This is a genomic window from Limnohabitans sp., assembly GCF_023910625.1.
Classification (GTDB): Bacteria; Pseudomonadota; Gammaproteobacteria; order Burkholderiales; family Burkholderiaceae_C; genus Limnohabitans_A.
In genome coordinates this window covers 1382465-1404701 of sequence record NZ_JAAVVW010000003.1, presented here as the reverse complement: position 1 = coordinate 1404701, position 22237 = coordinate 1382465, and the positions used below count along the sequence as shown (strand labels likewise).

Annotated in this window: 20 protein-coding genes; 6 read left to right on the top strand and 14 right to left on the bottom strand. The window is 60.6% G+C overall.

Annotated elements, in window-relative coordinates; genetic code table 11:
* Window positions 1-22: 22 nt before the first annotated feature.
* The 3 genes from HEQ17_RS09885 to HEQ17_RS09875 are packed head-to-tail and all read right to left on the bottom strand — an operon-like array spanning window position 23 to window position 3216.
* The gene (locus tag HEQ17_RS09885; protein WP_296292588.1) at window positions 23-1156 is read right to left on the bottom strand and encodes a histidine kinase; all 1134 of its coding nucleotides are present in this window, start codon (window positions 1154-1156) and stop codon (window positions 23-25) included.
* Between the two features lie 39 nt (window positions 1157-1195).
* Window positions 1196-2713: a carotenoid oxygenase family protein gene (locus HEQ17_RS09880; protein ID WP_296292587.1), complete on the bottom strand. Its 1518-nt coding sequence runs from the start codon at window positions 2711-2713 to the stop codon at window positions 1196-1198.
* Between the two features lie 8 nt (window positions 2714-2721).
* Window positions 2722-3216 (bottom strand): DUF2141 domain-containing protein, encoded by a 495-nt coding sequence (locus tag HEQ17_RS09875; RefSeq protein WP_296292586.1) that lies wholly within the window; start codon window positions 3214-3216, stop codon window positions 2722-2724.
* 237 nt (window positions 3217-3453) lie between these two features.
* On the opposite strand from HEQ17_RS09875, the gene HEQ17_RS09870 reads away from it, so the two are divergent.
* Window positions 3454-4278 (top strand): undecaprenyl-diphosphate phosphatase, encoded by an 825-nt coding sequence (locus HEQ17_RS09870; RefSeq protein WP_296292585.1) that lies wholly within the window; start codon window positions 3454-3456, stop codon window positions 4276-4278.
* Window positions 4279-4384: 106 nt separating this feature from the next.
* On the opposite strand, the gene HEQ17_RS09865 is transcribed toward HEQ17_RS09870, so the two are convergent.
* From HEQ17_RS09865 to mutS, 3 genes are read right to left on the bottom strand one after another with little or no spacing between them, the layout of a single operon-like run.
* Window positions 4385-5185, bottom strand: coding sequence for an alpha/beta hydrolase (locus HEQ17_RS09865; RefSeq protein WP_296292584.1), 801 nt, complete (start codon window positions 5183-5185; stop codon window positions 4385-4387).
* Entirely contained in the window at window positions 5185-6012 is an 828-nt protein-coding gene (locus tag HEQ17_RS09860) for a proteasome-type protease (RefSeq protein WP_296292583.1), read from the bottom strand. The genes HEQ17_RS09865 and HEQ17_RS09860 overlap by 1 nt, the downstream gene beginning before the upstream one ends.
* An 11-nt stretch (window positions 6013-6023) precedes the next feature.
* Window positions 6024-8696 carry a DNA mismatch repair protein MutS gene (mutS, locus tag HEQ17_RS09855; RefSeq protein ID WP_296292582.1) on the bottom strand — a complete coding sequence of 891 codons (2673 nt, stop codon included), beginning with the start codon at window positions 8694-8696 and terminating at the stop codon, window positions 6024-6026.
* Window positions 8697-8903: 207 nt separating this feature from the next.
* Between mutS and HEQ17_RS09850 the strand changes: the two genes are divergently transcribed.
* Entirely contained in the window at window positions 8904-10235 is a 1332-nt protein-coding gene (locus HEQ17_RS09850) for a hemolysin family protein (RefSeq protein ID WP_296292581.1), read from the top strand.
* 67 nt (window positions 10236-10302) lie between these two features.
* On the opposite strand, the gene HEQ17_RS09845 is transcribed toward HEQ17_RS09850, so the two are convergent.
* Complete coding sequence (locus HEQ17_RS09845) at window positions 10303-11268, bottom strand: inositol monophosphatase family protein (protein ID WP_296292580.1); 966 nt, start codon at window positions 11266-11268, stop codon at window positions 10303-10305.
* Window positions 11269-11417: 149 nt separating this feature from the next.
* Between HEQ17_RS09845 and HEQ17_RS09840 the strand changes: the two genes are divergently transcribed.
* On the top strand, window positions 11418-12161 hold the full coding sequence (locus HEQ17_RS09840) for an RNA methyltransferase (protein ID WP_296292579.1): 744 nt from the start codon (window positions 11418-11420) through the stop codon (window positions 12159-12161).
* A gap of 11 nt (window positions 12162-12172) precedes the next feature.
* Window positions 12173-12940, top strand: coding sequence for a serine O-acetyltransferase (gene cysE / locus HEQ17_RS09835; RefSeq protein WP_296292578.1), 768 nt, complete (start codon window positions 12173-12175; stop codon window positions 12938-12940).
* Window positions 12941-12943: 3 nt separating this feature from the next.
* Here cysE and dnaG read toward each other — a convergent pair whose 3' ends face one another.
* Window positions 12944-15004, bottom strand: a complete 2061-nt coding sequence (gene dnaG, locus HEQ17_RS09830; protein WP_296292577.1) for a DNA primase — start codon at window positions 15002-15004, stop codon at window positions 12944-12946.
* 128 nt (window positions 15005-15132) lie between these two features.
* On the opposite strand from dnaG, the gene HEQ17_RS09825 reads away from it, so the two are divergent.
* Window positions 15133-16791, top strand: coding sequence for an acyl-CoA synthetase (locus tag HEQ17_RS09825; RefSeq protein ID WP_296292576.1), 1659 nt, complete (start codon window positions 15133-15135; stop codon window positions 16789-16791).
* A gap of 44 nt (window positions 16792-16835) precedes the next feature.
* Here HEQ17_RS09825 and HEQ17_RS09820 read toward each other — a convergent pair whose 3' ends face one another.
* The 5 genes from HEQ17_RS09820 to HEQ17_RS09800 all read right to left on the bottom strand — a co-directional run bounded on the left by HEQ17_RS09820 (window position 16836) and on the right by HEQ17_RS09800 (window position 21311).
* The gene (locus HEQ17_RS09820; RefSeq protein WP_296292575.1) at window positions 16836-17381 is read right to left on the bottom strand and encodes an NUDIX hydrolase; all 546 of its coding nucleotides are present in this window, start codon (window positions 17379-17381) and stop codon (window positions 16836-16838) included.
* Between the two features lie 121 nt (window positions 17382-17502).
* A complete protein-coding gene (locus tag HEQ17_RS09815; RefSeq protein ID WP_296292574.1) occupies window positions 17503-18819 on the bottom strand; it encodes a TRAP transporter large permease in 1317 nt (438 codons plus the stop codon).
* On the bottom strand, window positions 18816-19223 hold the full coding sequence (locus HEQ17_RS09810; protein ID WP_296292573.1) for a TRAP transporter small permease: 408 nt from the start codon (window positions 19221-19223) through the stop codon (window positions 18816-18818). Before HEQ17_RS09810 ends, HEQ17_RS09815 begins: the two co-directional genes overlap by 4 nt.
* A 211-nt stretch (window positions 19224-19434) precedes the next feature.
* Window positions 19435-20469 carry a TRAP transporter substrate-binding protein gene (locus tag HEQ17_RS09805; protein WP_296292572.1) on the bottom strand — a complete coding sequence of 345 codons (1035 nt, stop codon included), beginning with the start codon at window positions 20467-20469 and terminating at the stop codon, window positions 19435-19437.
* 143 nt (window positions 20470-20612) lie between these two features.
* Entirely contained in the window at window positions 20613-21311 is a 699-nt protein-coding gene (locus HEQ17_RS09800; protein ID WP_296292571.1) for a fumarylacetoacetate hydrolase family protein, read from the bottom strand.
* Window positions 21312-21401: 90 nt separating this feature from the next.
* On the opposite strand from HEQ17_RS09800, the gene HEQ17_RS09795 reads away from it, so the two are divergent.
* Window positions 21402-21839, top strand: a complete 438-nt coding sequence (locus HEQ17_RS09795; RefSeq protein ID WP_296292570.1) for a MarR family winged helix-turn-helix transcriptional regulator — start codon at window positions 21402-21404, stop codon at window positions 21837-21839.
* 8 nt (window positions 21840-21847) lie between these two features.
* Here the strand turns inward: HEQ17_RS09795 and HEQ17_RS09790 are convergent, their stop codons facing one another.
* Window positions 21848-22150, bottom strand: coding sequence for an antibiotic biosynthesis monooxygenase (locus tag HEQ17_RS09790; RefSeq protein WP_296292569.1), 303 nt, complete (start codon window positions 22148-22150; stop codon window positions 21848-21850).
* Between the last annotated feature and the right edge of the window lie 87 nt (window positions 22151-22237).

Here is a 22237-nt window from a genome sequence, read left to right as displayed (position 1 = left end):
ACGCGCAGTGGGGGGCCGCATTTCATGCTTTGTCATGCGGGTTGTCTAAAGGCAATGTCAGCACCACGCAGGTGCCCCCCGTGGGCAAGGGGCTGATGTGCATGCCGGCGCGTTCGCCATACAGGGTGTGCAGGCGCTGGCGCACATGGCTCAGGCCCCAGGATGCGCTGGGGCGGTCGGTGATGAGCGTCAAAGGGCGGGCCGATTCGGCCAGCGTCAGTTCGCTGATGCCCAAGCCGTTGTCTCGCACCGTCAGCAGCAGCAGCGCACCCTCAGCGCGGGCCTGTACCTCGATGCGGCCACCGCTGACCTGTGGCTCCAGGCCGTGGCGGATGGCGTTTTCTACCAAGGGCTGCAGGATGAAGCGCGGCACGGGCGCTTTGGTCAAGGCATCGGGCAAGTCCAGCTCAAACGCCATGCGTGGCCCCATGCGGATCGCCATGAGGCTCAGGTAGTCGCCCAGACGAGAGAATTCGTCGCCCAGCGGGTGCAGCGCTTGGTGCACGGGCAGTCGCGTGGCCTGCAGCGTGGTGCGCAAATAGTCGTTCAAGTGGTCGAGCATGGCGTGGGCGCGCGCGGTGTCTTGCCCGATCAGTGCCCGCAAATGCGCCAGCGTGTTGAACAGCATGTGCGGCTCCAGCTGCGATTGGAGCAGCATGAGTTGCGCCTGTGTCACCTCGTTGGCCAGCGATTCGGCCTTGCCGCGTTGGGTGAAATACGCGACGAAGGCAAAGCTGATGGCGATGGCGGTGACCATCAGGCCCACAAAACGGCTTTGGTTGTGTTCAAGCAAATCCCAGGTGGACCTGCCCGAATAGGCATCGCCCAACAGTCTGCCCAGCACAAAGCCCAGCGGAATGCCCACCAACAGCATGAGTGTGGCGGGCAGCGCAGGCGGCCAGTAGTAGGGCGCTTGTGAGCGCAGCAGGCGTTTGAAGGCAAAGCGCGGCACATCGGTCAGCAGCCAAACGAAGGTGGAGATGGCGTAGGCGTAAACCAGCGACACATCCAAGGTGCTGGGGTGCCCGTCGGCCCGGCTACTGATCCAGGTGCCCAAGCCGATCAACAAAGCCACGCCCCACACGATCAGCAGGCGCTGCAGCAAGGGGCGTCGGTGATGGGGCGGGAGCCAGGCAAGAAGGGTGTTTGTGTTCATGGCCGAGAGATCTTTTGCCTAAAGAATAACGCGATCTGCTCAGGTGCGCTGAGCTGAAAGGGCGACAAATTGCCCGTGTAAACCCAGCGGCAAACCATAAGGCAGTTGCACCCGGGCCACGGGGCCGGCGCTGATCTGACCTGCATTGAAGACCGAGAGCGTGGTTTTTTCGGTGGGCCAGTGGTAGGCGGTGCCCAGCACCCAGCCCGCGTTTTCATCGGTCTTGTGTGGGTGGGGCACATAGACATGTTCTTCGGCCAGCCAGTCTGTGCCGTAGTCGTGGCGCTGGGTACGCTGGCCGTCGGTGGTCAGCACGGTGCTGAAGCCCAATAGGAGCCCCGGAGCCTGGGTGTATTGAAGCATGACCGTGAGTTTCTGGGGCAGGCCTACGCGGCGCGGATCAAAGCGAGGAAACTCGACCAGCCGCAGGTCTGTGGGGCGTACGGTGGCGCGGCGGCGGGCGGTGTGCAGTTCGACCTCGGTCCACGTGGTGTCCAGCGGTTCTTGGCGTGGCAATCCAGGCGATACGTCAAAGCTGCGCATGCGCAGGATGTCTTTGTGGTGCACATAGCTCAGGTGGATGCGATCGCCGCGCTCAAAGGCGTTGCCCAGATGGAAAAGGCCGCTGTTGGGCATCTCGATCAGTGTGGTGTGCCAGTCGGCCATGGCAACAACGCAGGCGATCATGGGTGCTTGTGGGTCCCAGCGCATGCCTGCCAGCAAGTTGGGCAGGCCAGATGCGGGGCGTTCATATTTCAGCGGCTGCAACAAGAAGACCAGATGCCGCTCGGTGATGGCAAAGTCGTGCACCATGTCGGCATTGGGCACGGTGATGACTGTTTGGCGTTGCAGTTGGCCGTTGGATGCGATCTGGTAGATCAGCAGTTTGCCGGTGCCGGGCATGTAGCCAAAGTTCCAGACTGTGCCGTCAGGGGCCACCCGGGGGTGGGCCGAAAACGGTGCGCCTGCGGTTTCGGGCGACCAGACCTTGAAGCCCACGCTTTTCAGGGTGTCTGGGTAAACCTCCAGTGCTGAACCCGCTTCCCACAGGGCATAGAGCTTGCGTCCCTGGTCCATGGACAGCAAGTTGATGTTGGCGGGGTTGATGACATCGGGCTGCGTCACGGGCAGTGAATGGGCCACGGTGCTGCCAAAACCACCATACAAAAAGCGGCCCGCAGCGAGTTCTTGTGCGGCCTTGGGGGTGTCCAGCAGTTGGCCTTGGTGGCTGACCTGGCCGCCATCGATGCGCAGCGCTTGCAGCATGCCGTCGCCGTCAAACCAGTGCGTCAGGCGGCTGCTGCCATGTCCAAAGCGGGCGGGTCCGTTGCGGTACAGCGTGCCGCGCAGTTCGGCGGGTAGCTGGCCCTGCACCGGCAGGCGCTCGGTTTGCAGACTGCCCTTGAACCCGGGCGCATCGAATGGCGCGTAGCTGCTGTGCCAGGCTGTTTCGGCGGTGGCGGCATGGGCGCGAGGGCTGGTCAGACTGCCCAGTCCCAAGGCTGCCAAAGCGCCTAGCCATTGGCGTCGGTTCCATGAGGTGTTTGTGGATTGCATGGCGGTCCTCATTGCAGTGTCAGATTGACGCGGGCACCTTGCGGGCCGACTTCAAATGCCGCGCTGTCAAAGCTGGGCTGGCCAAACGAGGCCTTGGCGTTGTTGGAAAAGCCAACCGGCTCGTTGGGTATGCCCATCAGGTTGGTGTTGAGCTTGCCGTTGCCGTCTTTGTCCTGGTAGGCCGAGAGGGCATATCGCCCGGGCTGCAGCTGGGTGAACACCAACTGGAGTGGCTGCCCCGCCACTTGACGACTGGCCGCGATTCGCTGGCCGTAGCGGATGTTATGAGGGTAGTCAGCCGAACGCTCAAACAAGGAAACCATGACCCAGCCCTCGCTGCTGGGCAAGGGCTGGATATCGACGGTGATGTCGGCGGCCTGGGCGGGTAGAACGCTGGCGGCCAGGGCGAGGAGGACGCAGCCTTGGCCCAGCAGCACAGTCAGACTGCGTGGTGACTGGGGGCGTGTGTGGGGTGTGATGGGACGGATGGTCTGGTTGTTCATGGTTTTTCCATTGTTCGGAATTGACACAACGGCCACCTCAGTGGGGTGGCCCCTCACGGCGCTGCATTCGGGATAGGGGCGCTGTGATGGGGTGAAATATCGATCCAGTCAGACCTTGTGAAAAGCGGGATGCGATGAAACGCTGATTGGGCTGCGTGAAATGCATGGATCGCGGCGTGTGCGGACAACGGTGCGCGAATGTCGCGATAATCCCCCCAGATTTTTCGAGGAGCGTTTGTGGACCTGATGTTGTTGTTGAAAGCCGCCGTGATGGGCGTGGTCGAGGGGCTGACCGAGTTCTTGCCGATCTCGTCCACCGGGCATTTGATTTTGGCCGGGGCCTTGCTGGGCTTTGACGATGACAAGGCCAAGGTGTTCGATATCGCCATCCAGACGGGCGCTATTTTGGCGGTGATCATTGTGTATTGGCAAAAGATCAGCAGCACGGTGCGCGCTTTGCCGCACAGTGCCGATGCCCAGCGCTTTGCGCTGAATGTGTTCATCGCCTTTGTGCCTGCCGTGATCCTGGGCTTGATGTTTGGCAAGGCCATCAAGGCGAACCTGTTCACGCCCGAGGTGGTGGCCACCAGTTTCATCATTGGCGGTTTCATCATTTTGTGGGCCGAGCGCAGGCAGGCCGTGGCGGTGCACATCGGCGAGGTGGAAGACATGCGTTGGCAAGATGCGCTCAAGGTGGGCCTGGTGCAGTGCCTGGCCATGATTCCGGGCACCAGCCGAAGCGGCGCAACCATCATCGGCGGCATGTTGCTGGGCATGTCGCGCAAGGCGGCGACCGATTTTTCTTTTTACCTGGCCATCCCCACGCTGATTGGCGCGGGGGCTTACAGCCTGTACAAAGACCGCGCATTGCTCAGCATGGCCGATGTGCCCATGTTTGCGGTGGGTTTGGTGTTTTCGTTTTTGAGCGCCTGGGTCTGTGTGCGCTGGTTGCTCAAATTCATCTCGACCAACAGCTTTGAGGTGTTTGCCTGGTACCGGATCGTGTTCGGTCTGGTGGTGCTGGGCACCAGCTACACCGGCTTGGTGACCTGGGCGGCTTGACTCTGGCTGTAGACAGGGCTTTTCCGTGTTGGAGCGCACCCTGTGCGCGATGGTTTTTGGGGCACGCGTCGCGCCCAATCGCCCACGGGGTGGGCTCCTACAAGATTCAGGCGTCGATATTGCGCAAAGTGGCTTCGATGGCCGCAGCAGTGGCCAGAGGTTTTTCCATCGGAAACAGGTGGGAGCCGTCGAGCATCATGATGCGGCCTTGGACGACTTGATGCGTCAGGTCGGTGCCGGCTTGGCGCATTTCTGCAGAGTGGGTGCCACCGATGAAGGCGACGGGGCATTTGAGTGGGTGCCGCTTGAGTAGGCTGTCGAGTTTGTGCGGCAGGTTGTTGTAAATGGCAGTTTCTACATCACGGTCAAAGCTGAGCACGCGTTGGCCACCTTCGTCGTGGGTGCCGTGGTCTATGTAGTCGCGCAAGACCTGAGGGTCCCAGCGGGCAAAGGATTTTTTGTGCTGAAAATTCTCGAGCGCCGCTTGGGTGCTGGGCCAGTGGTTGCGCCGCTTTCGGCTGATGCGCCCAGGCGAGACCGAGCCTACTAAAGCGGTGCGCTTGGCCAGGCCGAGGGTGGTGGCGCGCCAGCCGCCGAGCACGGGCGAGTCGATCAGCACCACGCCCCGCGCCAGCTCGGGGTGGCGTGCGGCGCACATGAGGCTCAAGATGCCGCCCAGCGAATGGCCCACCAAAAAAGCGGGTTCGCCATCGCCTTGTAGGTCACGCGCAAAGTCGGCCAGTTGCTGCACCAGATGCGGCCAGTTGTTGGTGACGGGGTATTGCGGGTCGTGGCCGAATTTTTCGACCGCATCCACGACAAAGCCCCGCTGGCGCAGGTTGTCGAGCAGCACTTGGTAGGTGCTGGCCGGGAAGCTGTTGGCGTGCGAGAAGATGATGCGCGCCATCAGATCAGCTTCTCTTCAGGCGTGGTGATTTTCTTGAGCAGGGCGTTGCGCTGGGCGGGTACCATGAGCGGGACAGCGGTCGCGCCACCGTGCCACATCGGGTCTTCGATGCTGTCGAACATCTGGCGCAGCTTGTCGCCCCAGCTGGAGCGCAGCATCTGAAAGTAAGGGTTGTGCTCGTCGATGCACATGATGCGGTCGGTGTGCAAGCTGCCCGCTTGGTACACCACCATGTCCAGCGGCAAGCCCACCGACAGGTTGGACTTGAGGGTGGAGTCCATCGACACCAGGGCGCATTTGGCCGCTTCGTCCAGCGGGGTGTGGGGGGTGATCACGCGGTCGAGCACCGGCTTGCCGTATTTGGATTCGCCAATCTGGAAGTAGGGCGTTTCGTCTGTCGCCTCGATGAAGTTGCCGGGCGAATACACCTGAAACAGGCGCATGCCTTCGTTGCCGATTTGCCCGCCAAAGATCATGGACACGTTGAATTCCACGCCCGAGGCGCGCAGGGCGACGGCGTCGCGTTCGTACACGCGGCGCACTGCCGCGCCCAGCACACGGGTGGCGTCGAACATGCTTTTGGCGTTCCAGATGGTCAACGGCTCGTCTTGGCCGGGTTCGACCAGTTTTTCGATCTGCAGCACTTCGCGCACCGACTGCGAAATGCTCAGGTTGCCCGCCGACAACAAGGTCATGAAGCGGTCGCCTGCTTTTTCATAGACGATCATTTTGCGGAAGGTGCTGATCTGGTCCAGACCCGCGTTGGTGCGGGAGTCGGATAAAAAAACCAGTCCGGCGCGGGTTTTGACGGCAACGCAATAAGTCATGAGTCAGCTCTTCAGTTTTTGGGCAGCAGGCGCTGCAAGGCATAAAGGGCATCGAGTGCCTCGCGGGGGCTCAATGCATCGGGGTTGATTTGGGCCAGCGCCACTTCGATGGGGCTGGGGCCAGTGGTTTCGGCCTCGGGCGGGGCGGCAAACAGGTCTACCTGTTGTCGGCTTTCGCTGGCACCGGCTTCCAGGGCGCTCAGCGCATGGCGGGCGTGGTTGAGCACGGCGGCAGGCATGCCTGCCAATCGCGCCACCTGCACGCCATAGCTCTTGCTGGCGGGGCCGGGTTGCAACTCGTGCAAAAACACAATCGACGCGCCGGACTCTGCCGCGCTCACGTGCATGTTGACGGCGGCGGTGTGCGTGGCCGGGAATTCGGTGAGTTCGAAATAGTGCGTGGCAAACAACGCAAAGGCCTGCGTTTTGTTGTGCAGGTGCGTGGCGATGCCGCTGGCCAGGGCCAGGCCGTCAAAGGTGGAGGTGCCGCGCCCGATCTCGTCCATCAACACCAAGCTGTGCGGCGTGGCGCTGTGCAAGATTTGCGCGGCTTCGGTCATCTCCAGCATGAAGGTCGATTGGGCGTTGGCCAGGTCGTCGGCTGCACCGATCCGGGTGTGGATGGCGTCAATCGGTCCGAGTCGGCAGCGGCTGGCGGGCACGTGGCTGCCGATGCTGGCCAAAAGCACGATCAGTGCCACCTGGCGCATGTAGGTCGATTTACCGCCCATGTTGGGGCCGGTGATGATCTGCAAACGCTGTTTGGGGCCGAGCACCGTGTCGTTGGCAATGAAGCTGGCCCCCGACATTTGGGCCAAGCGCGCCTCGACCACCGGGTGGCGGCCCTGGCGAATCTCGATGCAAGGCTCATGGGTGAATTCGGGCGTGCACCAATTCAGGGTGAGCGAGCGCTCGGTCAGTGCGCACAGCGCGTCCAGGCTGGCCATGGCCTGCGCCAATTCGGTGAGCGCGGGGACAAAGGGCTGCAATTGGTCGAGCAGGCCTTCATACAGCCATTTCTCTCGGGCCAGCGCCCTTTCTTGCGCCGACAAAGCTTTGTCTTCAAAGGTTTTGAGCTCGGGCGTGATGAAGCGCTCGGCGTTTTTCAGGGTCTGGCGGCGGCGGTAGTCGCCCGGCACTTTGTCGAGTTGGCCTTGCGTGACCTCGATGTAAAAGCCGTGCACTTTGTTGAACTGCACCCGCAGGTTGGCGATGCCGGTGCGCTCTTTCTCGCGGGTTTCCAGGTCGAGTAAAAACGCGTCGCAATTGGTTTGAATGCCGCGCAACTCGTCCAGCTCGGCGTCCAGGCCGTCGGCGATGATGCCGCCATCGCGTACCAGGGCGGCGGGCTCTTCGAGCAGGGCCATTTGCAGCAATTCGGTGCAATGCGTGGGCGGGGTCAGCCAGCGGGCCATGCCCGCCAGCAAACTGCCGGGCTCGGGGTTCAGGGTCTGCAATTGGGTCGACAGCGCCGCCGCACGCGCCAGCGCATGGCGCAGGGCCACCAGCTCGCGTGGGCGCACCTGGCGCAGCGCGGTGCGGGCGGTGATGCGCTCCACGTCGCTTGCGCCTTTGAGTTGTTCGCGTAGGCTGCTCCAGGCCCCTCGGCTGCCTTCGCCGCTCTCGCCACGCAACACGGCTTGGGCTTGCAGGCGTTGCTGCGCCACTTGCCGATCTCGCGGCGGGCTGAGCAGCCAGCTTTTGAGCAGGCGGCTGCCCATGCCGGTCATGCAGGTGTCGAGCAGGGCAAACAGCGTGGGCGAATCGGCAGCGCTTTCGCCGCGCAGGGTTTGCGTCAGCTCCAGGTTGCGGCGTGTGCTGGCGGGCAGGTCAATCAGCGCGTCCGAGCGCTGCACCTGCACCCGCTGCACGTGCGGCAGGCTGCGGCCTTGGGTGTGTTCGGCGTACGTCAGCAGCGCAGCGGCGGCCGCATGCGCGTCGGCCAACGCATCGGCGCTCCAGGCGGCGAGTGAAGCGGCTTGCAGTTGTTCGAGCAGCTTGCGCTGACCCAGGCCTGCGTCAAATTGAAAGTCGGGCCGCAGAGCGAACGACCAGCTGCCCCGGCCAACGGTTTTGATGCCGCGCAGTTTTTGCTCAAACGTGGGCGTCATGCCCGCGCTGGCCAACAGCTCGCTGGGGCTGATGCGGTCGATCCAGTCGGCCAATTCATCTTGCGCGCATTCGGCCAGGTGCACCACGCCTTGGGTGACGCTGAGCCACGCCAGGCCGCAGCGGTTTTTGGGGGCCTGGTGCACAGCCAGCAAGATGGCTTCGCTTTTGTCGGAGAGCAGCTCGGTGTCGGTCAGTGTGCCGGGGGTGACCACGCGCACCACTTTGCGCTCCACCGGGCCTTTGGACGTGGCCACATCGCCCACTTGTTCGCAAATGGCCACCGACTCGCCCAGTTTGATCAGGCGGGCCAGGTAGCTTTCAACCGAATGAAAAGGCACGCCCGCCATGAGTACGGGCTGCCCTGCCGATTGGCCCCGGCGCGTCAAGGTGATGTCGAGCAGGCTTGCGGCTTTTTCGGCGTCGTCATAAAACAGCTCGTAAAAGTCGCCCATGCGGTAGAACACCAACGTGTCCGGAAACTCCGCCTTGATGCCCAGGTACTGGGCCATCATGGGGGTGTGGGCCGAGAGGTCGGCCAGGCGCTTGGGGGCGGTGGTCATGTCGTTGGGCATCAAGGGCAGTGCCGATTTGGGGAACAGTCACCAATTTGTGGGGTGGGGTTCATGGGTCAGCTGACTTTGGCCTGAGGCCCTGTGATTGAAAGAAACAATACAGCGTTGAAGTGGGGACCTTGATTTTAGAGGGAGCACGGCGACCCTGTTTTGCAATTCTCTACAATCTTGTCAACGAAACTTTCAGGGCTCCAACAGGCCCCTTGTATGGAAATAGCGATACTGATTGCCCTCATCCTCTTGAATGGTTTGTTTGCCATGTCCGAGATTGCACTGGTCACCGCCAGAAAAGCAAGGCTCCAGAAGTTGATTGATGAGGGCGACAGCGGTGCTGCTGCTGCTGTCAAATTGGGCGAAGACCCTACCCGTTTTTTGTCCACCATCCAAATCGGTATCACCTCGATCGGTGTGTTGAACGGTATCGTGGGCGAGGCCGCTTTGGCCACGCCGCTGGCCACTTGGCTGGTCAGTTTGGGCATGTCCGAGGTGTATGCCAGCTTTGGTGCCACTGCATTGGTGGTCATCACCATCACCTATTTCTCGATTGTGGTGGGGGAACTGGTGCCCAAGCGCATCGGGCAGTCTTATCCAGAAACCTTTGCTCGCCTGGTGGCCAGACCCATCCACCTGCTGGCCTTGGCTACCAAGCCTTTTGTCCTCTTGCTGTCGGCCTCTACCCGCGCCTTGCTGCGCCTGATGGGTGTGAAGGAGACCAAGGGCACGCCCGTGACCGAGGAAGAAATCCACGCCATGCTGGTGGAGGGCACTTCAGCTGGCGTGATCGAGTCGCACGAGCACACCATGGTGCGCAACGTGTTTCGTTTGGACGACCGCCAGATTGGTTCGCTCATGGTGCCGCGTGCCGACATTGTGTGCCTGGATGTGGACGACTCGTTTGAGGACAACCTGCGCCACATCGAAGAGTCGGACCATGCCCGCTTTCCGGTGGTGCAAGGCGGCATAGAAAACATCCTGGGCGTGATCAACGCCCGCCAGTGGCTCGCGCGTGCTCTCAAAGACAAGTCGCAGTCGCTGCGCGAGCAAGGGCTACAAAGCCCGTTGTATGTGCCCGAAACCATCACCGGTATGGAGTTGCTGGACAACTTCAGGCTGTCCGATGTGCACATGGCGTTTGTGATCGACGAGTACGGCGAGGTGCAGGGCATCATCACGCTGCAAGACCTGATCGAGGCCATCACGGGCGAGTTCCAGCCCCGTGACCCTGAAACCTCTTGGGCGGTGCAGCGCGAGGATGGCAGCTGGCTGCTGGACGGCCACATCCCCGTGCCCGAACTCAAGGACCGCCTGAACCTGGACACCGTGCCCGAAGAAGAGCGCGGCCGTTACCACACGCTCAGCGGCATGATCATGCTGCTGACCGGCACCTTGCCCAAGGTGGCCGACGCGGTGGAGTGGGAAGGCTGGAAGCTGGAGATCGTGGACATGGATGGCCGCGCCATCGACAAGGTGCTGGCCATGCGCCTGCCGCCCGCCGACCCTGAGTGCGAGGCCGAAGGGGTCATGTTGCTGGGCAGCTGATCTGCCTTCAGGCACAAAAAAGCACCCGGCGAGGGTGCTTTTTTCATGGCATGGGCCTGCGGCCCGCTTAAAACGGCGCGTCCTTGCGCACTTCCTTGGCCTCGCTGCTGTCGTCGCTGCTGGCTGGGGCCGCATCACCTTCGGCGTCGGGGTTGTGCGTGTCGCCTGTGCGTTCGCGGCTCAGGGCGTCCACGGCGGTGCGCACGTTGGCCTTGTCGCCCGCGCTGGCAAATTTGCTGTACTTGCCCAAGATGCTGACCAGTTGGCCATAAATGCGGGGCGCACCGGCCAGGCATTCTTTTTGTTCCAGAAAGTCGGACTCGCCGGTGAAGTTGCCGATCAGGCCTCCGGCTTCGGTGACCAAGAGCGAGCCCGCAGCCACATCCCAAGGCGACAGACCGGTTTCAAAGAAGCCATCGGTAAAGCCTGCAGCCACGTAAGCCAAATCCAGGGCCGCAGCGCCTGGGCGTCGCAGGCCGGCGGTGCGTTGCATCACGTCCCCCATCATGCGCAGGTACTGGTTGAAGTTGTCGCCCTTGCGGAAAGGAAAACCGGTGGAAATGATGCACTCTTCCATCCGGATGCGCTTGCTCACGCGCAGGCGGCGGTCATTCATGAAGGCGCCACGGCCTTTGGTGGCGGTGAACAGGTCGTTGCGGGTGGGGTCGTAAATCACGGCTTGCTCGATCTTGCCGCGCACTTGCAGGGCAATGCTCACGCAGTAAACAGGAAAGCCATGGATGAAGTTGGTCGTGCCGTCCAGCGGGTCGATGATCCAGATGTGGTCAGCCAGCGGGTTGCCGAATTCGCGGCCAGACTCTTCGGCCAGGATGCCGTGGTCTGGGTAGGCGGTCAGCAAGGTCTCGATGATGATTTTTTCGCTGGCGTGGTCAACTTCGGTGACAAAGTCGTTGACCTGCTTTTGCGAGATGCGAACCGCTTCAACGTCGAGCGCGGCACGGTTGATGATGGCGCCAGCGGCGCGCGCAGCCTTGATGGCCACGTTGAGCATGGGGTGGAGATTGGACGACATGAATTGTGTGAAGAACTGAACTGGCCCACGCACGATCGCGGCGGCGAAGGGCGGATTTTCTCACGAAAAGTGGGGACATTCGCCATTCGGGCGTCCTGAGCCGAGTGTGCCTGCCCATGGCCGGGCTTGGGAGCGTGGACAATCACGGCATGCAAACGCGATTCATTTTGATAGAAACCAGCCATGCGGGCAATGTGGGCGCTGCCGCCCGGGCCCTGAAAGTCATGGGTTTTGACGACTTGGTGCTGGTGGCGCCTCGCTGGCCCAATGTGCTGCGCAAAGAAGAAACCATCCAGCGTGCCAGCGGAGCCAACGACGTGCTGACCAAGGCGCGGGTGGTGAACACACTCGATGAGGCCTTGGCGGGCGTGACCCATTTGTGCGCCACCGCCATGACGCCGCGCGACTTTGGCCCGCCCACCCGTTCGCCCCGTGATCATTTTGCAGAGCTGACGAAGCCCGGTGCGCCCGAGCAGAGCGTGGCGTTTTTGTTTGGCTGCGAGCGCTTTGGCATGAAAAACGAGGATGTTTACCGCTGCCATGTGGCGTTGTCGATCCCCACCCATCCGCAATTTGGCTCGCTCAACCTGGGCTCAGCCATTCAGGTCATTGCCTACGACTGGCGCGTGGCTTTGGGCGGCTTTGCGGTGCAAGATGTGATCGCACCCGCTGACAAAGCCGATGCCCAGCAAGTGGCCGGCATGCTGACCCATTGGGAGCAAGCGTTGACCGATATCGGATTTTTGGACCCGGCTGCGCCCAAAAAGCTCATGCCGCGTCTGAACCAGTTGTTCAACCGGGTGGACTTGAGCCCCGAAGAAATCCACATCCTGCGCGGGGTGGCCAAGGCCATGATTCAGACCGCTGAATCCAAAAGCCCAGCCAAGCGCTAGACTTGCAGCCTATGTTTTCTCGCCTTCGCTCCGACATCCAATGCATCCTTGACCGGGACCCCGCCGCCCGCACCGCTTGGGAGGTGCTGACCTGTTACCCGGGCCTGCACGCTTTGGTGCTGCACCGCCGTGCGCACTGGTGCTGGAATCATGGCTTCAAGTGGCTGGGGCGCTTCATCTCGCAGGGGTCTCGTTGGATGACGGGCATCGAAATTCACCCCGGTGCCAAGATCGGTGAACGTGTCTTTTTTGACCATGCCATGGGCGTGGTGGTGGGCGAGACTGCTGAGATTGGTGATGGTTGCACGATTTACCAAGGCGTGACTCTGGGCGGCACCTCGCTTTACAAAGGTGCCAAACGCCACCCCACTCTGGGCAAGGATGTGGTGGTGAGTGCCGGGGCCAAGGTGCTGGGTGGTTTTGAGGTGGGTGATGGGGCCAAGATCGGCAGCAACGCGGTGGTGATCAAGCCAGTGCCTGCCGGGGCCACAGCGGTGGGCATCCCGGCGCGCATCATCCCTTCCAAGGTGGGTGAGAGCGCCGATGTGTCGGGCACCGAGCGCAAATTCAGCGCCTATGGCATCACGCAAGACGATGACCCGGTGAGCCAGGCTTTGCGTGGCTTGATTGACAACGCGGCTGGGCAGGAGCAACAAATTTCAATGATCTGGAAAGCCCTGGAGCTGTTGTGTGCACAGCAACAAGTGCAGATGCCCGAGGGCGGCGCCGTCCGCGAAAGTTTTGAAGCCGAAAAATTCAATCAGCTGGTGGGCAAGTGAGCCTCAAGGCAGGTTGGCCAAATGGGCCGAGGCTTTGAGTTCGCGCCAGCGTTTGTCCAGGCTGCTGTAACGGGCCAGTGCTTCAGGGTCTTGGTCACTTTGGTATTGGGCCAAGGCCTCGTTCTTGAGCTGTTGCAAGTGGTCGATCATCAGCATGTTCACCAGTCTTCGCAGCTCTTGACGTGCCTCTTGCGGATCGGGTGGGGTGGCGTTTTCGCTGCCCACCACGTTGTTGATCCTGTCCTGGGCCACCCAGCGCTGGGCATCTTCTGCAAAGGGCTGGCCTTGCATGTGCTGGCTCAATGTGGACCAGCTCAGTGCCCCTTGTTCATGGAACACAGATTCGAGCCAGGCAAACAAAGGTCCATGCGGTGCCGGCAGGGCGCACAGCATGGCGTGGTCTTGTCCGGCCAATGACTCCCACAGCGCCATGTTGCCCAGCAGCAGTCGGGCCGCGTGGTCGGCCCGACTGGCGGGCACGGTGCGCGGGCCGGTGTAGACCGGAGGCTGCTCACGTTTGTATTTGCTGTTGCCCAACTTGCTGCCCGGCGTCCAGTTGGGGTTTTTGTTTTTCCAGCTGCTGTTGCCGTTGGACGGCACGAAAGTGTTGCTTCCCGACCAGGCCTGTGGATCGCCGTAGTGCGGCTCGAATTGGGGGTACGCATCATGCCCTGCACTGGCAGCCTGACTGAAGGCCGTGTTCGCCGACTGGGGTTGGGGTGCTGCTGCACTGCGCGCAGCGGGTGCATAGCGCTGCTCACTGGCCGCTTGTTGGCCCCACAGTTTTTCAAGGCCTGCGGTCTCTAGCTGAATCAGTTGCGCCAGCTCCGACAGCAATTGCTGCTTGAGCGCACCGTCGGGCAGCAGCTGCCACAGCGGGCGGGCTTGGCTCGACAAGCGTGCACGTCCTTCAGCCGTTTGCAGGTCGCAGTCGGCGCTGGCCGCTTCGATCAAAAAGCGCGACAGCGGCATGGCTTGCTTGATCTGCTCGGCAAAAGCTTCTTGGCCAAATTCGCGCACATAGCTGTCGGGGTCGTGCTCGGCAGGCAAAAACAAGAACTTGATGCTGCGCACATCGGTGGCGTAGGGCAAGGCACCGTCGAGCGCTTTGCGGGCGGCGCGGCGGCCTGCGCCGTCGCCGTCAAAGCTGAAGACCACCGAGTCGGTGAAGCGAAACAGTTTTTGCACATGGTCGGGTGTGCAGGCTGTGCCCAGCGTGGCCACCGCATTGGCAAAGCCCAGTTGTGCCAGCGCCACCACGTCCATGTAGCCTTCGGTCACCAGCACGTAGCCCGCGCTGTGCAGGGCTTCGCGGGCTTCGTACAGGCCATACAACTCGCGGCCTTTGTGGAAGACCGGGGTTTCGGGCGAGTTCAAATATTTGGGCGTGCCCGAGCCGATCACCCGACCGCCAAAGCCGATGCATTCGCCTTTGATGTTGCGGATTGGGAACATGATGCGGTCGCGAAAGCGATCGTAGCGTTTGTCGTCTTCTTCGTTCACGATCACCAGGCCCGATTCGGCCAGCAGCGGGTCATCGTATTTGGGGAAGATGCTGGCCAGCGAGCGCCAGCCTTCGGGCGCGTAGCCCAGACCAAAGCGCTTGGCAATTTGGCCTGAGAGGCCCCTGCCTTTGAGGTAATCGATGGCGTGCGGGGCGATTTTGAGCTGGTCGCGGTAGGCGTCACCGGCTTTTTCGAGCACATCGCTCAGGCTGTCTTGTTTGGCCTTGGCGGCGGCGGCTTTGGCGCGGTCTTCGGGCGACTGTTGCTCTTCGGGCACCACCATGCCGGTTTGCTGGGCCAGGTCTTTCACCGCTTCGATGAAGGTCATGCCCGCGTGCTCCATCAGGAAGCCAATGGCATTGCCGTTTTTGCCGCAGCCAAAGCAGTGGAAAAACTGTTTGGTGGGGCTGACGCTGAAGCTGGGGGATTTCTCGCCATGAAAAGGGCACAGGCCCATGAAGTTGGCACCGCCTTTCTTGAGCTGCACGTACTTGCCCACGATGTCGACCACGTCGACGCGGGACAGCAACTCCTGGATGAAAGACTGGGGGATGGCCATAAGAGGGCTATTTTCGTCGATAAGGACGGTTCATTCCGTGCGGGTTTCGGGGCGAACCAGCATGGATTTCAGCGCCGGGTCAGGCAAACTGGTGAACATCTGAGCGTCAGCCTCAACAGGACCCCTCCATGACCGATACCAAAGTCAGCATCTTTGACCAAGACTTGCCCCAAACCCCCGCCAACCACGCGCCGATCTCACCCCTGAGCTTCATCGAGCGCACGGCCGAGGTCTACCCGACCCGTTTGGCCATCGTGCACGGCGATTTGCGCCAGGATTGGGCCACCACCTACCGCCGCTGCCGCCAATTGGCCAGTGCGCTGGCGCAGGCGGGCATTGGCAAGAACGACACGGTGGCCGTGATGCTGCCCAACACGCCGCCCATGGTCGAGGCGCACTTTGGCATTCCCATGGCGGGGGCTGTCCTCAATGCGATCAACACCCGCCTCGACCCGGAGACTGTGGCCTTCATGCTGGACCACGGCGAGGCCAAGGCGGTGATCGTGGACCCTGAGTTTGCGGGGGTGATGAAAAAAGCGCTGGCGCTGCGCCAGTCCACACGGCCACTGTTGGTGATGGATGTGGAGGACGCGCTGTACACCGGGGCCACCGAGCCGCTGGGTTCGCTCACGTACGAGGCTTTTGTGGCCCGTGGTGATGCGAACTTTGCGTGGAGCCTGCCCGGCGATGAATGGGACGCGATTGCCCTGAACTACACCAGCGGCACCACCGGAAACCCCAAGGGCGTGGTCTACCACCACCGGGGCGCGGCCACCAATGCGATCTCGAACATTCTGGAATGGGACATGCCCAAGCACGCGGCCTATTTGTGGACGCTGCCCATGTTCCATTGCAACGGTTGGTGCTTTCCTTGGACCGTGGCGGCGCGTGCGGGCGTGAACGTGTGCTTGCGCAAGGTCGATGCGCAGGCCATGTTCGACGCCATGCGGGACCAGGGTGTCACGCATTACTGCGGCGCGCCCATCGTGCACGGATTGCTGGTCAATGCCCCGGCGGCCATGAAGGCGGGGGTGCCTGCGGGCATCAAAGCCATGGTGGCAGGCGCTGCGCCGCCCGCCTCGATGATCGAAGGCATGGAGCAAATGGGTTTTGATTTGACCCATGTGTATGGCCTGACCGAGGTCTATGGCCCCGCCACCGTGTGCCCCAAGCATCCCGAATGGGATGCGCTGGACATTGGCGATCGGGCCCGGTTGAACGCCCGCCAAGGCGTGCGCTATCACTTGCAGCGCGATGTGCGGGTGCTCAACCCTGAAACCATGCAGCCCGTGCCGCAAGACGGCGAAACCATGGGCGAGATCATGTTCAAGGGCAACATCACCATGAAGGGTTACTTGAAAAACCCCAAGGCCACACAAGAGGCTTTTGCGGGTGGGTGGTTTCACAGCGGCGATTTGGCGGTGCAGTACCCGGACGGTTACTTCAAGATCAAGGACCGCAGCAAAGACATCATCATCTCGGGTGGTGAAAACATCTCATCGATCGAGGTGGAAGACGTGCTTTACCGCCACCCTGCCGTGCTGGCCGCGGCCGTGGTGGCCAAGCCCGATGCGCGCTGGGGCGAGACGCCTTGCGCCTTTGTGGAGCTGAAGGCCGATGCGCAGGTCACGGCCGAGCAGATCGTGGCGCATTGCAAGCAGCACTTGGCGGGCTTCAAGGTGCCGCGTGCGGTGGTGTTTGGCGAATTGCCCAAGACCAGCACGGGCAAGATTCAGAAGTTTGAGCTGCGCAAGCAGGCGGGGTCGGCTGAAGCGATCGACGTTTGAGCGTGAAGCGGGGAGGGGCTGGCGGTTGGCGTTGAGCGCTGCGCTCAGGCGATGTCAAAAGCGTGTGTGCCAAAGTGGCCGGCGCGGCGGTCGGCGAAATAGTGCTCCAGCGTTTCCTTGACGGTGCGAAAGGCCAATTCGTCCCATGGGATTTCTTCTTCGGTGAACAAACGCGCTTCCATGGTTTCGTGGCCGGGGTCAAACACGTCACTGGTCAAGCGGGCGCGGTAATACAGGTGTACTTGGCCTACACGGGCGACGCTCATCACCGTCAGCAGGTCTTCCATGATGAACTGCGCACCCGCCTCTTCGGTGGTCTCCCGCGCAGCACCTTCGGAGGTGGTTTCCCCCAGTTCCATGAAGCCTGCGGGCAAGGTCCATTTGCCCTTGCGTGGTTCGATGTTGCGTTTGCACAGCAGCACCTGGTCGCCCCAATGGGGCACGGTGCCCACCACGTTCAGCGGGTTTTCGTAGTGCACCGTGTGGCAGACGGTGCAGATGGCGCGCAGCTTGGTGTCGCCGTCATCGGGCAAGCGGTAGGCCACCGCTGCGCCGCATTGACGGCAATGGCGAATGGTGCGGTCATACATCATGGGTGAGATTGAGGGGCGGAGTGATGGGTGTGGTGCAAAGACAGAGTCTAACCAGTTCCCCATGGAAAAAGCCTCCGGGCTTGGGTAACCCGGAGGCTTGTCTGGTTGGTGTGGCCCGTCAGGTCAGGTATTGGATCAGGAAGAGCGATATGCCTGGGAAGAACAGCAACAACAGGGTGCGCACAGTGTCGCTGATCAGGAAGGGCATGATGCCTTTGTAGCTTTCGCTCAGTGGTACGTCTTTGGCCATGCCGTTGACCACATAGACGTTGAGCCCGACGGGCGGTGCCAGCATGCCAAAACCCACCGTCATCAGCACCATGATGCCGAACCAGATCGCGGTGTATTCCGGCGTCATGCCGAAGTCCAGCTTCATGATGATCGGAAAGAAGATCGGGATGGTCAACAGCAGCATGGACAGTTCATCCATCACCGCGCCCAGCACCACATACAGCAGCAGAATGCCGCCGACCACGAGTAAGGGTGCCATATTCATGGCCACCACCATTTCGGCCAGTTGGGCCGGCACTTGTGTGCGAGCCAGGGCGGCGTTCATGACATCGGCCCCCATGAAGATCATGAAGATCATCGCAGAGCTGATCGCAGTAGCATGGAAGCAATGCAAAAATTTGTCCCAGGTCAGCTCACGCTTGAGCAAGGCCGCCAAAAAGGTGGATGCCGCACCCACGGCAGCCCCTTCGGTCGGGGTGAAGAAGCCTGCATAGATGCCGCCAAAGACCAGAATAAAAATGAAGGCGATGGGCAAAATGCCTTTAAGTGCTTCGAAGGTGAGTTCTTCTCGGTCTTCTTGGTCAGGGGCCTGACCCGGCACGAGGCGCACATAAATGGCGATGGCGATCATGTAGCCCACCATGGCAATCAGGCCGGGCACCATGGCGGCAGCAAACAACTTGGCGATGTTCTGTTCGGTCATGATGGCGTAAATGACCAGCGGCACCGAAGGCGGAATCAAAATGCCCAATGTGCCGCCAGCTGCCAGAGTGCCTGTGGACAGACGACCTGAATAGCCATGGCGTTTCATTTCCGGCAGAGCCACACCTGTGATGGTCGCTGCTGTGGCCACAGATGACCCGCAAATGGCTCCAAAGGCTCCACAAGCGAGCACGGCGCCCATGGCCAGACCACCCTTGAAGCGGCCCATCACGGCGGCGGCAAACTGGAACAAGGCCTTGCTGATGCCACCTTGCGTTGCAAAGTGCCCCATCAAGATGAAAAGAGGAATGACCGATAGGTCGTAGTTGGCCAGTCTTGCAAAAGCCAAGTTGTTAAGAAAGTTCAAATAGGTTGGAACACCTGTTTGCAGGATGAATCCGGATGTGCCTGCCAGGAACATGGCGCCCGCAATGGGCACGCGGACCACCATCAGCAGCAGCATGATCCCGAAAATCATCAAAGCCAGCGTGATCGGGGTCATGGTGCAACCTTGTTTTTGTCAAATTTGGTGATCACTTGCATCGCAGCGATCACCGCTGTGATGCCGAACGGAATGCACATGCTGGTCAAAACGATCCAGTCGGGGAACTCCAGCAGCATGGAGGCGCCCATGTTTTCTTTGGCTTTGATGGCTGCAGCACCGCAACGCCATGCAAGCAGGGAAAAAATCGCCATCATCACCAGATCACCCAGTCGGTCCAGTTTGAAGTTGAACTGCCTGCTGCACTTGGCCGTGAAAAAATCCACAATGATGTTTTCACGCTTGAGCTGACAAAGTGGCATGAACAGGGCAATGGCCGCGCCGACACCCACACCCGTCAATTCAAAGTCGCCAATCAGGGCCGAGTTGAAAAAATTGCGTCCGATCAGGCTGTAGCAGGTCATCAGCATCAGTCCAATCAGGAGCAACCCGCCCAATATGCTGCAGAGACGGGCAATCCGCTCAAGTGGATTTAAGAACATCATGGTTTTGAGGGGTGTCAATGAAGATGAGATCGTAGCTTGAGAGACCCGTCACTGAGGGCATCAGCGTGCGCCATGCATAAAAAAACCTGAGCAGACCATGAGGGCTGCTCAGGTTGATGTCATCCAGTGCTTACTTGGTGTATTGCTTGATCAGGTCTTGAGCGTCTTTGAGCAAAGCCGCGCCATTGAGGCCGCGTTTGTTCATCGATTGGACCCATTCGTCGTCCTGCTCGTCGGTGGCCTTCTTCCAGCGTGCCAGTTCAGAGGGCGGGATCACGGTGATGGTCTGGGTTTTGGTTTCTTCAAACACTTTACGTCCTGGTACATCGTTGCCTGCTTGCGTGGCACCCAGGAATGCCGACAATTCACGACCGGAGTTCTTGTCAATGACGGCCTTCAGATCAGCGGGCAGAGAGTCGTACTTGGCTTTGTTCATGGGCATGACAAACACGGTGGTGTACAAAGCCGGATAGCTCTTGTCTGTTTCTGCGCTGAACTTGGTCAACTCGTGAACCTTCAGACCTGGAGCGACTTCGTAAGGAATCACCGCACCATCGATCACGCCTTTGGACAGGGCTTCGGGCACCTGGGGTACGGGCATACCCACGGGGGTGGCACCCAGCTTGGCCAACATTCTGGTGACGTTGGCTGTAGGTGCACGCATTTTCAGACCCTTGAAGTCTTCCATTTTGGTGACTTGTTTGTCTTTGGTAAAAATCACGCCAGGGCCGTGCACATGAACGGCCAAAAGCTTGACATCCTTGTGCTCATCCATGGCGTGCTTTTGCACAAAGTCCCAAGCGGCACGGCTGGTCGCTGCAGCGTTGGTCATGGTGAAAGGCAACTCAAACACCTGTGTCTTGGGGAAGCGACCTGCCGATGAACCGGCCACGTGCCAAACCACATCGGCCACGCCGTCTTTGGCCTGGTCATACAGCTGAGGTGGCGTGCCGCCCAATTGCATGGCGGGGTAGATTTCGCACTTCAGGCGGTCTTTGGAGTCGCGTGCAATGTTCTTGCACCAGTCGCCCAGCATGGTGGTGTGCTGGATGGACTGTGGGCCCAAAAAGTGGTGCACCTTCAGGGTGATGGTTTGGGCGTTGACGCCAAAACCAACGGCCATCAGGCCTGCGGCCAAGGCCGTTTGTTGCAGGAATTTCTTCATCGACTTGTCTCCATCATGGGTTGAAAAAGGGATGATAAACCAACCATGCGGTCGGTTAATAGGTTAAACATGAATTATGTTGCGAGTTGGTGAGGGCTGGCTCAGGGTAAACGCCATGATCAAGAAGACTTAAGAATTTTTATTCATCCATCGATCCGGATTGGAAGTGGGTCTAGGCCGGTGATTTGCCCTGCCAGCACATCGCCTTTGACCACGGCGGCCACACCCTCCGGAGTGCCCGTGAAAATCAGGTCACCGGGTCGTAGCTCCCAGGCAGCGGACAGGTGTTCAATGGTTTCAGCCACATTCCAGATGAGTTTGGCCACGTTGCTGCGCTGGCGGTCTGCACCGTTGACTTGCAGGCTGATCTCGGCATTGTTCACATCACCAGCTTGCCCTTTGGGGGTAATGGGGCCGATGGGGGCCGAATGGTCAAAGGCTTTGCCGATGCACCAGGGGCGGCCTTGTTTTTTCATCTCGTTTTGCAGGTCGCGGCGCGTCATGTCAAGGCCCACGGCATAACCATAGATGTGTTGCGCCGCGTTGGCTGCCGAAATGTTGCGCCCACCTTGGCCAATGGCCACCACCAGTTCGATTTCATGGTGCAGGTTTTGCGTGAGGCTGGGGTAAGGCATGGCACCGGTCTGGCCAGCTTCAACCACCACCAGGCTGTCGGTGGGCTTGAGGAAGAAGAAGGGCGGCTCGCGCCCAGTGAAGCCCATCTCTTTCGCGTGTTCTTCGTAATTGCGGCCCACACAATAGATGCGGTGCACTGGAAAACGTTCGACGTGTCCCCGCACTGGCACCGAGACCACCGACATGGGTGAGAATACAAAAGTCATGACTTTTTTTCCAAAGCAATGAAAAATCAGATGGTAATCCGTATAGCTGAGAGCAGTCACTTGCTAGAAACCCCGAAACACGACACGCACATGATCCAAAGCATCGACCTGCAGGCCACGCCGGGTCACCTGATTCGACGGGCCCAGCAAATTGCCGTGGCCATTTTTGCCGAGCAACTGGCCAGCGCCGACATCACGCCCGTGCAGTTCGCCATCCTGAACGCCTTGCTGGACAGCCCGGGCATTGACCAGGTGAGCCTGGCCAAGCGCGTGGCTTTTGACCCGGCCACTTCGGGCTCGGTCATTGGGCGGCTGGAAGCCAAGGGTTGGGTGGTGCGCGAGGCCGATCCGTCTGACCGCAGGCGCAAGCTGTTGGTGGTCACGCCGCAGGCTGTGCAGGCTTTGGCCCATATCCAAAGTGATGTGGCCCGGGTGCAAGAAAAAATTCTGGCCCCGCTGACGCCGCAAGAGCAAAGCCAGTTTGTGCATTTGCTCTCGCGCCTGGTGCAAGGCCATCAAGCCGATTGAAGCCCGGCTCAGGCCGAGGTGTAGGTCAGCTCGAAATGCTCCACATGCGGGGGCGCGGCAAAGAAGGGGCCGACGATGGCGCGCCATTCGGTGAACAGCGGTGACTGGCGAAAGCCCACGGTGTGGTCTTCCAGCGTGTCCCAGAAAATCTGCAACACAAAGCGCTCGGGGTTTTCAATGCAGCGGTTGACCTTGGCCCCTCGAAAGCCCTTGGCCCTTGAGGCCACGGTGTTCAGACCCAGTTCAATGGCTTGTTCAAAGGCAGCTTGCTGGCCTGGCTGGATGCGGATGTCGGCGAGTTCGAGGATCATGGTCTAGTCCAAAAGAAGGCGAATAAAACACCACGATATCCGATTCCTGACCCATCAGGCGTCACGGGCAGGCCATACTTTAGCCCC